The organism is Microcoleus sp. M2_D5 (genome assembly GCF_036701935.1).
In the GTDB taxonomy this organism is placed as follows: Bacteria; Cyanobacteriota; Cyanobacteriia; order Cyanobacteriales; family Microcoleaceae; genus Microcoleus.
In genome coordinates this window covers 52495-66357 of the sequence record NZ_JAUBRP010000022.1, presented here as the reverse complement: position 1 = coordinate 66357, position 13863 = coordinate 52495, and the positions used below count along the sequence as shown (strand labels likewise).

The 13863-nt window shown below is 43.6% G+C and carries 11 protein-coding genes and 1 pseudogene; 6 read left to right on the top strand and 6 right to left on the bottom strand.

Going from position 1 to position 13863, the window contains the following annotated elements; all coding sequences use genetic code 11:
• Positions 1–68 precede the first annotated feature (68 nt).
• Both QUA50_RS12070 and QUA50_RS12065 read left to right on the top strand, forming a co-directional pair.
• Complete coding sequence (locus QUA50_RS12070) at positions 69–461, top strand: tetratricopeptide repeat protein (RefSeq protein WP_333264409.1); 393 nt, start codon at positions 69–71, stop codon at positions 459–461.
• Between the two features lie 64 nt (positions 462–525).
• A complete protein-coding gene (locus tag QUA50_RS12065) occupies positions 526–2172 on the top strand; it encodes a glycosyltransferase family 2 protein (protein WP_333264407.1) in 1647 nt (548 codons plus the stop codon).
• Here QUA50_RS12065 and QUA50_RS12060 read toward each other — a convergent pair.
• The 5 genes from QUA50_RS12060 to QUA50_RS12040 form a co-directional block, all read right to left on the bottom strand.
• Positions 2156–3547, bottom strand: coding sequence for an FkbM family methyltransferase (locus tag QUA50_RS12060; RefSeq protein WP_333298691.1), 1392 nt, complete (start codon positions 3545–3547; stop codon positions 2156–2158). The genes QUA50_RS12065 and QUA50_RS12060 overlap by 17 nt on opposite strands.
• Positions 3548–3582: 35 nt before the next feature.
• Positions 3583–5829 carry an O-linked N-acetylglucosamine transferase family protein gene (locus QUA50_RS12055; protein WP_333264401.1) on the bottom strand — a complete coding sequence of 749 codons (2247 nt, stop codon included), beginning with the start codon at positions 5827–5829 and terminating at the stop codon, positions 3583–3585.
• Between the two features lie 203 nt (positions 5830–6032).
• On the bottom strand, positions 6033–6575 hold the full coding sequence (locus tag QUA50_RS12050) for a type IV pilin-like G/H family protein (protein WP_333264399.1): 543 nt from the start codon (positions 6573–6575) through the stop codon (positions 6033–6035).
• Between the two features lie 108 nt (positions 6576–6683).
• Positions 6684–8015, bottom strand: a complete 1332-nt coding sequence (locus QUA50_RS12045; RefSeq protein ID WP_333264396.1) for a class I SAM-dependent methyltransferase — start codon at positions 8013–8015, stop codon at positions 6684–6686.
• A gap of 368 nt (positions 8016–8383) precedes the next feature.
• The gene (locus QUA50_RS12040) at positions 8384–8968 is read right to left on the bottom strand and encodes a Uma2 family endonuclease (RefSeq protein WP_333298689.1); all 585 of its coding nucleotides are present in this window, start codon (positions 8966–8968) and stop codon (positions 8384–8386) included.
• Positions 8969–9112: 144 nt separating this feature from the next.
• Between QUA50_RS12040 and QUA50_RS12035 the strand changes: the two genes are divergently transcribed.
• From QUA50_RS12035 to QUA50_RS12025, 3 genes are all read left to right on the top strand, one after another.
• Positions 9113–9301: a hypothetical protein gene (locus tag QUA50_RS12035; protein ID WP_332984302.1), complete on the top strand. Its 189-nt coding sequence runs from the start codon at positions 9113–9115 to the stop codon at positions 9299–9301.
• Between the two features lie 105 nt (positions 9302–9406).
• Complete coding sequence (locus QUA50_RS12030; protein ID WP_333264390.1) at positions 9407–10024, top strand: Uma2 family endonuclease; 618 nt, start codon at positions 9407–9409, stop codon at positions 10022–10024.
• A gap of 179 nt (positions 10025–10203) precedes the next feature.
• Complete coding sequence (locus tag QUA50_RS12025; protein ID WP_333264387.1) at positions 10204–11376, top strand: AI-2E family transporter; 1173 nt, start codon at positions 10204–10206, stop codon at positions 11374–11376.
• A 234-nt stretch (positions 11377–11610) separates the two neighbouring features.
• Here QUA50_RS12025 and QUA50_RS29260 read toward each other — a convergent pair.
• Positions 11611–12358: pseudogene (locus tag QUA50_RS29260) on the bottom strand (Uma2 family endonuclease).
• Between the two features lie 306 nt (positions 12359–12664).
• Between QUA50_RS29260 and QUA50_RS12010 the strand changes: the two are divergent.
• A complete protein-coding gene (locus QUA50_RS12010; protein ID WP_333264385.1) occupies positions 12665–13840 on the top strand; it encodes a homocysteine biosynthesis protein in 1176 nt (391 codons plus the stop codon).
• Positions 13841–13863 lie beyond the last annotated feature (23 nt).

Sequence of the window (13863 nt, the reverse complement as noted above, 5' to 3'; positions counted from 1 at the left end):
GAACTTGGGCATTCTAGAGATTAGGTGCTTCTTGAGTGCCTGAAAAACAGCGACGCCAAGAGTTAGCAATGGAAAGCACACAGAAAAAATCTAGTGATAGTCAGGTTCATCGGAGCGATCGAATTAAGCAGATTTTTGCGTTAGTATCAATGGTTGGCTTTGCTGGTTCTACGATTTTTGGTATGGTGAGTCTGTTCGGCAGCGGTTTGAGCAGCCAGCACCAACAAAAATCAGCTCCGGTAGCAGTTTCTCAGGAATCTTTGCTGGCGGCCCAGGAACGGGGGTATATGGGGGTTTTGCAGCGAGAACCGCAAAATCAGACGGCTCTGGAGGGGTTGGCCAATGTGCGGTTGCAGATGAATAATCAGGTGGGGGCGATCGAGCCTTTGGAGAAGTTGGTGAAGCTAAATCCTGACAGGGCGGATTATAAGGTATTGTTGGGGCAGGCGAAGGGGAAATAGTAGGCGATCGGTTAATCAAGAATTGGCGAAATCTCAATTTTATTATCTATCCTAGGTATCAATAATGTCATCAAACAATTTCTTTTCTATTATCATCCCTACACGCCAGAGACATGATACATTAAAACATTCGATTCAGAGTGTACTTAATCAAACTCATAAGGAGTTTGAACTGGTGGTTATGGACAATTTTAGTAGTGCAGAAACTGCCGAAGTTGTAGCTTCATTTAATGATGAGCGAATCAACTATTATCGCGCAACTGAAAGACTCTCCATGTCTGACAATTGGGAATTGGGGTTATCTCACGCTACAGGAGAATACATTACTGTTCTCGGAGATGATGATGCTTTAATGCCAGATTGCCTCGAAATTTGTTTAAATCTTCTCCAGGAATATGACGTGCAGACAGTGGCTTGGTCTCGGGGCACTGTATATTGGTGGCAGAGTGCGATCGTCCCTTGGCATAAGAATAAATTGTACGTTCAGTTGCAGGATCAGGTAGCTGTAAATTTTCAAGCAAGACAAAAATTAAAGCAGTTCTATAATTTTGAAGTTTCTTATGGTGAACTCCCCATGCTCTACAATGCTTTTATTCCTAGAGCTTTAATAGAAAAGATTAAATCTGTTCATGGTAAATATTTCATGTCATCTATTCCCGATGTGTATTCGGGTGTGATTAATGCCTATTATTTAGAAAATTACTTATATTCTTTTCGCCCTCTTTCAGTGGCGGGCAATTCTGGACATAGTACGGGAACTTCATCGTGCTACCCCAGCTTGGATGGGAAACCATTTAAAGATTTTTTAAACGATGCCAAAAAAGATACCAAGAAACTGCTGCACGATAGTTTAGTACCATCAATCAACCCATTTATGGCCATTGCTGACGTGCAAGTTAGAACCAAAGAGTTATTTTTTGCGGAGGATGAAGAAATTAAATTTGATATTTTAACTGTCGTAAGGGCTGGTGCTTCAAGTATCAATATGGATATTGGCGAGTACGACACTCGTTTGCAAGAAATTGAAGAATTGGCTAAAAAACATAACATTACCCCTTCGCAGTTTAATATTCCTGAAAGACAGACGCATCAACCCCAAGCATATCAAGGTCCCATGTCGGACGGAAATGGCTCAATAGGTACCTGGGCGATTAATGGAGAGCAAGCGGGAATATCTAATGTGGCTCAAGCGGCGAGGCTGGTATGGGGAATGTTACCTGATTTAAGCTTTTTTAGGGTTAACTACCTGTCTAAAGAGTACAGAAGTGATCTCTACCAAAACCTGAACTTAAGAGAAATTAATTTAATCGTATTTCCCGACTGGAATCAGCCGGAACCGTCTTTAAATGAGGAGTTTGCCCAGGTAATAAGAGCGATAGCAACTCACCCAGACAAAGATAAGATGACTCTGCTCGTAGACAGTAGCCAAATTTCTGATGAAGATGCTAATCTTGCTTTATCTAGTGTGGTGATGAACCTGTTAATGGAAGAGGACTTAGATGTCTCCGACGGGCCTGAAATTTCAGTGATTGGACTGTTGAGCGAAATTCAGTGGGAAGCTGTGAAACCTCGCCTGCATGGTAGAATTGTGTTGCAGTCTGCTGAAAATAAAGAGGCGATCGCCAGAGTACAAGCCCAACACATTCCCACTCGTGAGCTAGACAGCTTAATTATCAGCAACTCCCCTAATGAAATCAGTTCTCCTTCTTAAGGGTATCCTGCGGTGGGCTAGCTCCAAAAAGCCTAGTTCCCGCTTGCTCATATAATTCTCTAGAAAGTGGGTGCAAAAGATTGTATTCTAAAACATTTTTCACAACTAGCAGCAATAAGCCAGAATCTACCTCAGAGGATTGATCCGACTTCAGAAGCTTGATTACGCCCAAAGAATCGAGTTCAGCTTCTGTATAGATCCCCATCCGAATAGACAGGTTAATCAAATGCAATAGATTATTAATGTCTGTCGGATTGATTTGCCGTAGATGATGGCGGATTGTCCAAGTAATTCCATAGTCTCCGAATTTTCCCCGTCGCTCCGCTTCTGTTTGCAGGACTTGCATTAAATCCTTTGTCCACAGATCGACTTGTTCGCTATCTCCTCCCGTCATCCCCATCAGCCATGTCGCCTGAGCTTCTATCTCTTGTGCGTCTAATAGCAACGCCAACCCCAAATACCAATAGTGAAACCTATTATCGGGTTCAGCTTCAATAGCCTCTTCGTAGAGATGGGCAGCTCGGCTGTAATCTCCTTGAAGTAAGTTTTGATAAGCTTGATTCTGGATAGTTTCTGCTTGAGTCAATCCAGTTTTTTGTAAAACTTCAAAGGGCGTCAAATTTTCGATCTGTGCGATTAAGGTTTCTCGATACGCTTTCAAATGCGCCCTCAGTCTTTCTTCCTGCTCCTTTCCTGCCACATAACGGGATTCTTTTGTAAACTGACCTGATTCTTTGACAAAAACCATATCAACCTGAAATAAAGCTAAGTCTGAATAACGACAAGCAAGATTGACAAGATCATAGGCTACAAAACCTTGCTCTTTCATAAAGTTTATAACATTAGCCATCTTATCAAATCTAGCTGTTACATATAAATTAACTTCTACAATTACCAACTCTGTATTTTGAAGAGTTTGAGTTGCACCTGCTAGGACATCTAGTTCTCTACCATCTACATCAACTTTGATTAAATACGGCCCTTCTAACTGGCGAGTTTTACAAATTTCATCCAGAGTAACGGCCGGGATTGTCCTTAGCTCAAAATTTTCGGAGCTAGCCTCACCATCCTCTGAGATGTAAGAGTGGATAAAGTTGCTCAGATTCACTTGAAGAGGCACAAGTCCTGCCTCTGTGGAAGCAGCTGCAATTATATAGTCGGCTCTTTCAAGATGTTGACAGATTTTTTTTAGATATGGTTCGTTCTCGGCTATGGGTTCGATCAGGAGATATCTGGATTTTGGAAAAGCATAATAAATCTCAAATGTACCTAATCCAGCACCTACGTCAATAACCGTTTCCGGATCAAAACCCAACTGCTTTGCATTCAATAATGACCCCAACATTGAACTTCTAGGAATGTGATTATTCGTCATAGTAATTTTTTCCTCTGTTATGCCTAGGGCAGCATTCAATTGCCAGCTTCTACGTAATTTCGCCACATCTGCTCGTATGCTTTCTCCATCTCTAGCGTAAATTGCTTGCCATCCCACAATGGAGCCGTTTGTCGTGACTGCCGCAGTTTCCAGGATATATGCTGCCGCAGAGCCGCATCTTTCCCTAAACGAATTCCCCATTCTATATACTCTTCATCTGTCCAAGCAATGCCTTCGTTAATCCCAGCATTCATCATCATTGTGTAGCTGTTGCGAGCTGCAAACTGCTCTCCAACTTTTGTCACTAAAGGAACACCCATCCACAAAGTTTCTAGAGTGGTTGTAGCACCATTATAGGGATAGGTATCCAAAACTACATCAGCGATACTAAGGTTGGCTCGGTGAACTTCTGACGAGACTACCTCTGGCACAAATCGTAATCGATTAAAATCTATACCCTCTTCTTGTGCTAAGTCATTAAAGAGTTTTTTAATAGACTCTTCCTCACCTGCTCCTTTTATTATGAAATAACTATTAGGGACTTCACTGATAATTTTCATCTGGAGCCGTGCTGTATCAGGATGCCGTTTGTAACCTATCTGAGCACTAAGGTATATGACCGCATCAGTAGGAATATCTAACTGCTCGCGTCGCAGTGTTGGTATCCCCACTTCAAAACCATCTACTGCTATATAAGTTTGAGGTAAACGCCATATCTTTTCCGAATAATAATCCTGAGCTGATTCTGGTAAAACATAAGGATCGGCAATAAAATAATCAATTGTAGGTAGCCCTGATGCGTCCCATCCTAGCCATGTTATTTGCACCGGTGCAGGTTTAAGCGCTATCACTTCATAGCTAACATCTGAGGTGAGGCTGTCAAGATCAACTAGAATATCAATTTCATCTTGAGAAATTTGCTCAGCGATTTCAGTACCGACAATCCCGCACCTATATGCTTTAGACACTTGATTTACGTACCATTCTTGTAGCGGGTCCTGCATATTCCTATAATTAATTAAATAGGCATGCAGTTGAAAACGCTCCCGATCGTGGTACTTGATCAGCCATCGAGCTAGCGATCCCACCGCGTGGGTCGCGAGGCAATGAGATAAATAACCGATCTTCAAAGGTTTGGTTAAACTACTAATATTTTTGCGATGAGTAAACTGGCGCTGCCTGTATAGTTCTATCTGCTTTTTAGCAGAGTTTTGAATATTGACTTGGCATATTTGAGCTAATTGGTTACTGATTTTTCTGTATTTTTTGGGTTCATCTCTAAAGTAAGGGAAAAAGAAGGGGGTAAGAAACAGGTTATGAGCTGTAATTAAGTCCAATGAAATTGGCTGTTCAGCTATCAATGATTCTTGTAGAGATTGGAGGCGGTTAACGACTGAGACAGCTTCTTCCCAATATCCACCGGCGCTCATTAACCCCCGAAGGACTAAATGCGTCGCATAGATTTTAACTGGCAAAGATTCTGCTAATGAATATAAAATTTTAGCGGTCTTTATCCCTTCATTATATTGACCTGCATTCTGGTAAAAAACACTTAAAAGACAGATAATATCTAGATTGTTTGGATCTAAGCGTAAACACAATTCAGCAAAGTGTACTGCTTGCCTGGAGTTTTTCCACAAAGTTGCCAGTCCAAAAGCCGTTGGTATTACAGAGTTAATATATAGTTGGCAGTCACAGACATGAGTAAGGCATGCTTCTGCCAATTCCAAGGATGATGGGTGCAAAGGAGCGTATTCTAAAATGCTTTTTAACACCTGCATCAATACCTCGAAGTTTATTTCTCCAGATTCTTCTGATTTAAGAAGTTTAATCACTCCTAGAGAAGTCAGTTCCTCAGCCGTAAAAGTCCCCAGCCTGACGGAAAGCTCAAGCAAGTATAACAGGTTGTTAATATTTGTGGGAGCAATCTCCCGGATGTGGTGCCGAATTGCCCAAGCAATCGAGTCCTCTTTCAAAGCCTCCCTGCGTTCTGCTTCTGTTTGCAGAACCATTATCAGCTGCTCAGTCCATTGCTCAATTTGTTCTGGCTCACCCTCTGCCATGCCTAACAGCCAAGTAGCTTGAGCTTCTAGCTCTTGCTCGTGCAATAATAGCATTAGCCCCAAATTCCAGTAGTGAGACTTTGTATCTGGTTCCGTAGCAATGGCTTGCTCATATAGGTTGGCAGCCAGAGTGTACAGTCCTTCAGTTAAGTATTTATGTGCTTGTTCTTCCAAAGCTGCTAAATCTGTAGACGAGGTGTTTTCTAAAAATACCACCATAAGTAAGTCTCCTTTTTTATCCTTATTGTTATGATCTTGCCGCACTAAAAATTATGGCAAAGAACATACCTAAACAAAATAACTATTTAGTGATAATTTGGCTACAAGAGTGGGTAGCGTTCAGAACACTACCCATTGTGTTGCATCAACTTTTGATGAGGCCTGCAGGAACAATTCTAGCTTTAAAGGCTAGATTATCAAGCCTACTTAGAAACTTCCGTCCATGCGGGACCTGTACAACCCACACTGGCAGCGGCAACCGTTGCATAGCCCGTTACAGCTCCTGCGCCGGCCGCAGTTCTTTCGCACAATACCGCCGCAGTGGTTCTTTCAGTTGCTCCTACAGGCTGAATTAAAGCTACTTTTCCTGCGTATGCTTTGAGCGCTTCCCCTATGGGTTGTGCGACATTTCCCACCTCAGTAGCATTTGTAGCAGGTGCTACAGGATCGAGCGCGTAGTTATAGTTTTGAGTCTGCGTTTTAATGCCAAGATTCAACTCGCCAACAGATGTGGCAAATCTACCACTCTCTGCGAAGGTAGCTTGTTGAGACCTGTTCATGGAACCGATATACTGCTTAGCTTCTGACTGCTTAGCTTTGTTGGCTTGGTTCAAGAAGGAGGGTAAGGCAATGGCAGACAAAATGCCAATGATGATGATAACCACCAGCAGTTCAATTAGGGTGAAACCCTTATCCCGCTTCTGATTGAGGTGTTGTAGAAATTTAGCTTTCAATTCAGTTTTCATCTGTTATTTCTCCAAATCGCGTGAGATGCTTGATTTTTGACTCCTAATAGTAACTTACCCCTTTTCAATAACTTTCATATCACTCACTAACCAAATTTTTTAGCACCCTCAAACCGAACGCTCGAAAAGTATGTATAGAAAGACTTCTAGGCTACTAAGGAGTTCTTTAACTTCTTCAAAAGCTTTTTCTGGCTTAGCTTGCTCAAGAGTGATAGGATGTAGGGGTCTGAGTTTGAGCCAACGCTCTACAAGACACATGACCGACTGTGGCGGATCTGTTTCCCACAAAGGTAGTAGGCAAGCCGCCATCATACTATCTACCGTAATTGGTACTCGCGTAGGCAGACTTACGTAGCGACCGATCTCGAAAACTTTCTGATTAGTGATAGCATTCACTAGATCGTTTTTTAACTGAGGTGTTCTGAGTTGAGGGTGCAGATAAACTCGAACTTGCTGCCAGTCAGATTTCGTCCACTCATACACCTCTCTAAAAGAGTGAGCTTGATTAGGATGACCACACCAAAAGTCAATCAAGCGGTTGACCGGGTGCAATAACTCAAATAGGTGTAGTCGGATCTCAACAGGGAGATCCGGCAAGCTCATCGCCAAAAATGCGGGCAAGTTTTCGGGATTTTTGAACAAGTCTGCTAACTCCCATTGTCGCCAATTCACCATGCTGATGAATTCTAAATTCGCTTCCCTTAAAGCTGCAAAAACTTCTGGAATCGTGTAGCCTTTATCGCCTTGAAGGAGATAGTTGGCCAGCAGCCATTCTTCATTTTTTTCTACTGGCAAATTCCAAGTTCTTGCCTTGATCGCTACATTATCTTGTAATTCTTCTATAATTTCTTTAGCGATACCTATTTCCATTTCTCGGGGGTTTTCTTCTAATAAACCCATAATTTTAAATACTTTTTGAACTGCATAATAAGAAGCGCGTTGGAGAGAACTATGAAGGTTAGCGCGAATGATGCCATCGGGCTTTAAAACGGCTTGCATTGCCTGAAGACCGACCACAGGATCGGGTACTAAATAAAGGACATCATCACAGTTGATATAGTCAAACTTTAAACCTAAATCGGGTAAATCCTCAAGGGGTAGAGCATAAAAATCAGTGTTATTGAAACCGTGATATTGTAACCGCTGTCTGGCCAACTTGACCGACTCCTCAGATATATCTACTCCTATAATTTTTGCCCCCGGATTTGCTTCTGCTAACATCAGAGATTTGTAGCCACTGCCACAGCCCGCATCTAAAATAACTTTACCTTCAGTATCTATAACTTTTTGATTTCTTAAATAGTAAGCTGTTACCAGATTATGAATATAGAGAGATTGATAGTCTGTTTTGGGAGAGTGGTCGAGGGGAATTTTAGGGTAAGGAGCTTGGTCAAATTGTTGACGAATTTTCTCGATTAACTCTGATTCTTGGTTATCCATTCTCAATCAAGCCTAATATTACCAAATTACCTGGTGGGACATTCCTCTTCTAAAATAGAAAGGTATTCGAGCCGCGCCGTCTGGGGCAAAATCTATGGCCCCTCAATTTTCCCACCTGCTGCCATATTGTATCACCAAAGACCTATTCTATAAACACCAACACCGCATTTATCCTGAAAGTATTCCCGATCTCGATCGCCCTCTCCTCGCCATTAAGTACGGCGGTCCCATTCTATCCATACCCTCAACGGCTGCGATCGCTCTAATCGCCGTGTTTACCCGTACTATTATCCTTGCCGCACTGCTAAGCTGGCGATCGCCCCAACCTACTCAAATCAAGTTAAGCATAAAAAATAGGTGCGATCGCCCTAACCAGAAATGCCTCTCCTCAACTCCCTCATCGCTTCCACACTCGAAGCCATCAGCAAGCAGCGACACAATAAGTTAATATCTAAATCTGGCAAAACAACACTTAAATAAATTTTTTCATAATCCTCAGAACCCAAGCGATACATAGCCAATACACCATCCTCCCAGAACCAGACTTCAGAAACTGCCAATACTCGATAGCGCTGCAATTTTTTGACATTACCGCTAGTGAATATAACTTCGATACATAAATCTGGGGAAGAATTTGGGGTTATGCGTCGGCCAATAAAGTAAGATTCATCAGCTTGTGCAGACACTACCCCTTCCTTTTCTTTGGTAAAACTTCCCGTCGGTGAAAACTCAATTTCATTTTCGGCGCAGTAGATAGCCAGCAGCGTACAAATTGTCCGACTAAAAAATTCATGTTCTGGGGAAACTGCCAAGATTTCTACCTCTCCTTTGTAATAAAACAACCTGATGCCAGGGGAGTCAGAAAACCCCTGTTCAATTAGCTTGAACTGTTGCCAGCTAATCCCGGAGTGAATGAACCGTTGGTCTTGTGGCTGTAAAAGTGTCTGTGTCATCATGCGAACCTCAATCAAGTTCTGGGTTTAAAACAACATTCATCGCCTCTTTCCTGTTAAAAACTCTAAGGCGCGATCGCACCCCCAACACAATACTTGCGATAATAGTCTTAATCCTTAATTATACAACCAACTACCACGTCCATGAACACCAACATCAGCCCCATCCTCAAAGTATTCACCCTATCCGCCGCCCTTTCCCTAGCCATCAAGTACGCAGGGCCTAGCTTATCCATACCCTCTACCGACCTCAACGCCCTAATTGCCGTCTTTACCCCCAGTATCATCTTAGCGGCCATACTCGGCTGGCGATCGCGCCAACAGCAGCAGTAGAGACGGAATCAAAAAGTGCGCTCTACACTAGGTCTAAAGACTGTGTTTTAGCCAAAATCTTAATTCCCCGTACAGCTTATCACAAGCAAAATTGAGGCACTCACCATGATTCAAATTATACCTGAATTAGTAACATTCGATGAATTCATTGACTGGTATCCTGAGAATTCAGGATGTCACTATGAACTACACAACGGAGAAATTGTTGAAATGCCAAAAGCAACAGGCAAACATTCTAAACTGACAGGTTGTCTTGTAGCGGATCTATACTTTGAAATCCGAAGGCTACAACTACCCTACTTCATCCCCAAAGAATGCGTCATCAAACCCATGCGCGAGGAATCGGGATATGAACCAGATATCATTGTACTTAACGAACAAACCATTGGAAACGAGCAACGATGCGAGAAATCATCAATTATTACAATGGGTTCATCAGTCCCCCTAATCGTCGAGGTAACTAGCACTAATTGGGGTGATGATTATGCCCTAAAGCTTGAGGAATATGAGTCAATGGGTATTCAAGAATATTGGATTATAGACTATCTAGGATTGGGCGGCAGACGGTTTATTGGCAACCCCAAACAACCCACTTTTTCGGTTTACCAACTAATTGACGGCGAATACCAAGTCAAACTGTTCCGAGGGGGCGAGTGTATTGAGTCCCCAACTTTGCCAGAATTGAAGCTGACAGCGCAGCAGGTGTTCGCCAAAGGAAATTGAGGAGGCTGCTTATACAGATGTCCGAGTAGGGGTATCTGATTAAAGATGCGATCGCGCGCATCTAAGGTATCTTATAGAGGTGCGATTCATCGCTTCAGGGCTGCAGAGCCATTACCAAGCAGCAATTCCCAATACCCTATTCCTCAATCTAAAATCTAAAATCTAAAATCTAAAATCTAATGAAGCTAGGACAGTGGATGGGCTTATTAGCCCTCATCGCATCTTGTTACATCCTGTGGCAAATCAGGCAGGCCCTACTGCTGCTGTTTGCCGCCGTCGTCTTGGCCACGGCCTTAAACAGACTAGCACGCTACTTGCAAAAATTCGGACTCAAAAGATCGATCGCTGTACTCTTATCAGTTAGCTTCCTAATCCTCGTATTCGTAGGCTTATTCCTGATAATTGTACCGCCCTTTACCCAACAGTTTCAACAACTGACCCAAAGAGCACCTCAAGGAATAGAAAGATTAAATCAGTGGATAGATCAATTTGAAGGTCGTTTTTCTGGACAATTTGATCAGCGACTGCCAAATCTTGATGTTAACGACATCATCCAACAACTGCAACCCCTATTCAATCAACTCGTCGGCAGTGCCGGAGCATTTGTCGGCAACACATTAGGCGTTATCCTCAGCTTTTTGCTAGTCATAGTTTTGACATTGATGACATTAGCAGAACCTCTCTCTTACCGCAAAGCATTTATACAACTTTTCCCCTCTTTTTATCGGCGGCGAATCGATGGCATATTAGATGAATGCGAAATAGCACTCGGTCGATGGGTAATCGGCGCTTTAATTAGCATGAGCGTCATCACTTTCCTGAGTTTAATTGGTTTGTCAGTATTGCAGGTGCCCCTAGCTCTAGCCCACGCTGTTTTAGCCGGCTTGCTGAACTTAATACCAAATATCGGGCCTGGTTTGAGCGTCATTCCCCCAATGACGATCGCACTTTTAGACTCTCCCTTACAATCAGGTTTTGTGCTCATCCTCTACTTTCTAATTCAACAATTTGAAAGCAACCTCCTCACCCCTTATGTTATGGCGCAGCAAGTAGCGCTACTGCCGGCTGTTACCTTAATAGCTCAAGTATTCTTTGCCACCTTCTTTGGATTTTTAGGCTTATTGCTAGCCCTCCCCCTCACCGTTGTCGCTCAAGTTTGGATTAGGGAAGCCCTAATTAAAGATATTCTCAACCAGTGGAGTGCCAGTCCTAAAACCTTAGCAGCAATAGATTCTGCTATCCATGAAGAATATGAATCTATAGAAGTCAGCGAAAGCCGACGAGAAAAGTTGCCAGAACACAAACCCGACATCTCAGATAATGTAGAAAATGACGCTCCTGAAAATCAATAGTTAAGGTTTGTAATGACTTCAGTTCTTATTCATTCCGAGTTACAGGACAGAAGTATTCACTACAAACTTAGGATAATTGTGATACGAACACCCTCAACTAAGGAATGAGAATTAAATAACTTCCACTTTTCATGTTTGTTGTGGGATGGGCGTCCCGCCCGTCATGAGTGGACGGGCGGGACGCCCATCCCACAAGAAAAAAGGGAAATTATTTAATTGACGATCCTAACTATCTTAAAGCCTCGCATTTTCTACCGTATCTCTGCCGGCGCTAAAAATCTGTTGAACAGTCAAATTCAACTGCCCAAATGTGGGCGACACAACCCGCTCGCTCCCGCGAAACAGACTGACTTGATACTCACCCTCAACCAACTGGCAAACAGAAAAAGTAGGTTGTTTGGGATTGCCAATATAGCGTCGTCCGCCAAGTCCCAAATAGTCGGCAATCCAGTATTCAGAAATGCCCAAAGCTTCGTAATCCACCAATTTGTAGCCGTAATCATCCCGCCAATTGGTACTGACAACTTCGACAACTAGCCGGACAGAACTACCCATTGTAATGATAGATTCCTTTTTCCACCTCGGTTCGCTGTCCGTCCCTTGCCTGTCCAACACGATCGCATCCGGTTCGTAACCAGATAACTCATACCATTTTAGATTTTAGATTTTAGATTTTAGATTAGCCATGAGTTACTGGATATGGGTTTGGAGCTTGTCGGCAGTGACATTATTTTTTTGTGAAACTGGTATCATAATTGGTGGCGACAACGCATTCCTTGGGCAGGAAGTAGGGAAGTCCTAGTCGTCTGACTTCAAAGTTGAGTTCAGCGACAAGGAAGCCGGCTACTTCTGAATGTTCTCCGGTTGCTTTAGGCATCTCAACAATAGCTCCATTGTGCAGTTCGTAACGGTTTACCGAATTTTCAGGATACCAGTCAATAAATTCATCAAAGGTGACTGGTTTTAATATCGCTTGAGTCATGGCTATCGCCCTTTATTTGATTTATGATATTGTTATTGTATCCGTTATAATTTACATCGGGCATCACGATCGAGAACAGGCAAGATGCCTGTTCCACAATAAAATTAACTCTTCGTGGAACAGGCATCTTGCCTGTTCATATAAAAATATAGAGAATGGTGCAACATCTCAGTGATAATATATTGCTTTTATCTCAAACAACCAGCTCGATCGACCATCCATCAATCTAAAATCAATCCCAAATCAAAATCACTCCAAAATCAATCAATTCAAAATCTAAAATCTAAAATCTAAAATCTAAAATATATGAGATCGATCGACGAAATCAACGATAAAATCAGCCAGGGCAAAGCCACAGTCTGGACGATCGAAGAACTCAAAACTAGAGTTCAAGAAACCAGCATTACCCAAGCCGCCAAACAAGTCGATGTGATTACCACCGGCACCTTCGAGCCGATGGAATCCTCCGGTGCAATCATCAACCTCGGCCATACCGATCCGCCGATAAAAATCCGCCAGTGCTGGCTAGACGGCGTTTTAGCCTACTCCGGCTTCGGGGCAGTAGACCTGTACCTGGGAGCCACCCAAGTAGCCGAAGACGGCGAAGAATCGCGCGAACGGGGCGGCGGACACGTCATCGAAGATTTAATAGCCGGTAAACCCGTACAGTTGCGAGCCTTGGGACAAGTAACAGACTGCTACCCCCGCGCCTCATTTGAAACCACGATTACCCGCGATACAATCAACCAGTTTTATTTATTCAATCCCCGCAACGCATATCAAAACTTTATTGTTGGCGTCAACGGGGGCGATCGCCCGCTGTTCACCTACCTCGGCCCCCTGCAACCAAACCTCGGCAACGCCGTCTACTCGAACCTTGGAGCCATGTCCCCCCTGCTCAACGACCCCGACCTCGAAATCATCGGCATCGGCACCCGCATCTTCCTAGGAGGCGCCACCGGCTACATCACCTGGGAAGGAACCCAGCACTTCCCGCTGCAAAAACGCCAGCCCAACCGCACCCCCATCGGCCCCGCTGCCACCCTCGCACTCATCGGCGACGCCAAACAGATGAACTCGAAATGGGTGCGCGGCTGCTACTTCAAAAACTACGGCCCATCCCTGATGCTGGGAGTCGGCATCCCCTTTCCAGTCTTAAACGAAACAGTCGTCGCCAACTGTGCAGTATCAGACAAAAAAATAGTAGCGCCGGTGGTAGATTTCTCTATCCCCCGGCGCGTTCGTCCCACATTCGGTTTAGTCAGCTACGCTCAATTAAAGACTGGCCGCATTCTCATTGAGGGCAAACCAGTGCGGGCTGCCCCCCTTGCGAGTATGTTTCTCTCCCGGCAAGTAGCATTGGAATTGAAGCAGCAAATTGAAGCGGGTCAATTTACCCTCACGGCCCCAGTTGCTCCCCTACCCACCGACAGAGTATTTCTCCCGCAAGATTTGTGGGGCGCCCAAGTCCGGCTCGAATAAAGGATTTTAGATTGGCGATTTAG

Bases quoted from the DNA above. Each gene is read 5' to 3' on its own strand.
- QUA50_RS12070 (WP_333264409.1), top strand. From the start codon at position 69: ATGGAAAGCACACAGAAAAAATCTAGTGATAGTCAGGTTCATCGGAGC.
- QUA50_RS12065 (WP_333264407.1), top strand. From the start codon at position 526: ATGTCATCAAACAATTTCTTTTCTATTATCATCCCTACACGCCAGAGA.
- QUA50_RS12060 (WP_333298691.1), bottom strand. From the start codon at position 3,547: ATGACGAATAATCACATTCCTAGAAGTTCAATGTTGGGGTCATTATTG.
- QUA50_RS12055 (WP_333264401.1), bottom strand. From the start codon at position 5,829: ATGGTGGTATTTTTAGAAAACACCTCGTCTACAGATTTAGCAGCTTTG.
- QUA50_RS12050 (WP_333264399.1), bottom strand. From the start codon at position 6,575: ATGAAAACTGAATTGAAAGCTAAATTTCTACAACACCTCAATCAGAAG.
- QUA50_RS12045 (WP_333264396.1), bottom strand. From the start codon at position 8,015: ATGGATAACCAAGAATCAGAGTTAATCGAGAAAATTCGTCAACAATTT.
- QUA50_RS12040 (WP_333298689.1), bottom strand. From the start codon at position 8,968: ATGACACAGACACTTTTACAGCCACAAGACCAACGGTTCATTCACTCC.
- QUA50_RS12035 (WP_332984302.1), top strand. From the start codon at position 9,113: ATGAACACCAACATCAGCCCCATCCTCAAAGTATTCACCCTATCCGCC.
- QUA50_RS12030 (WP_333264390.1), top strand. From the start codon at position 9,407: ATGATTCAAATTATACCTGAATTAGTAACATTCGATGAATTCATTGAC.
- QUA50_RS12025 (WP_333264387.1), top strand. From the start codon at position 10,204: ATGAAGCTAGGACAGTGGATGGGCTTATTAGCCCTCATCGCATCTTGT.
- QUA50_RS12010 (WP_333264385.1), top strand. From the start codon at position 12,665: ATGAGATCGATCGACGAAATCAACGATAAAATCAGCCAGGGCAAAGCC.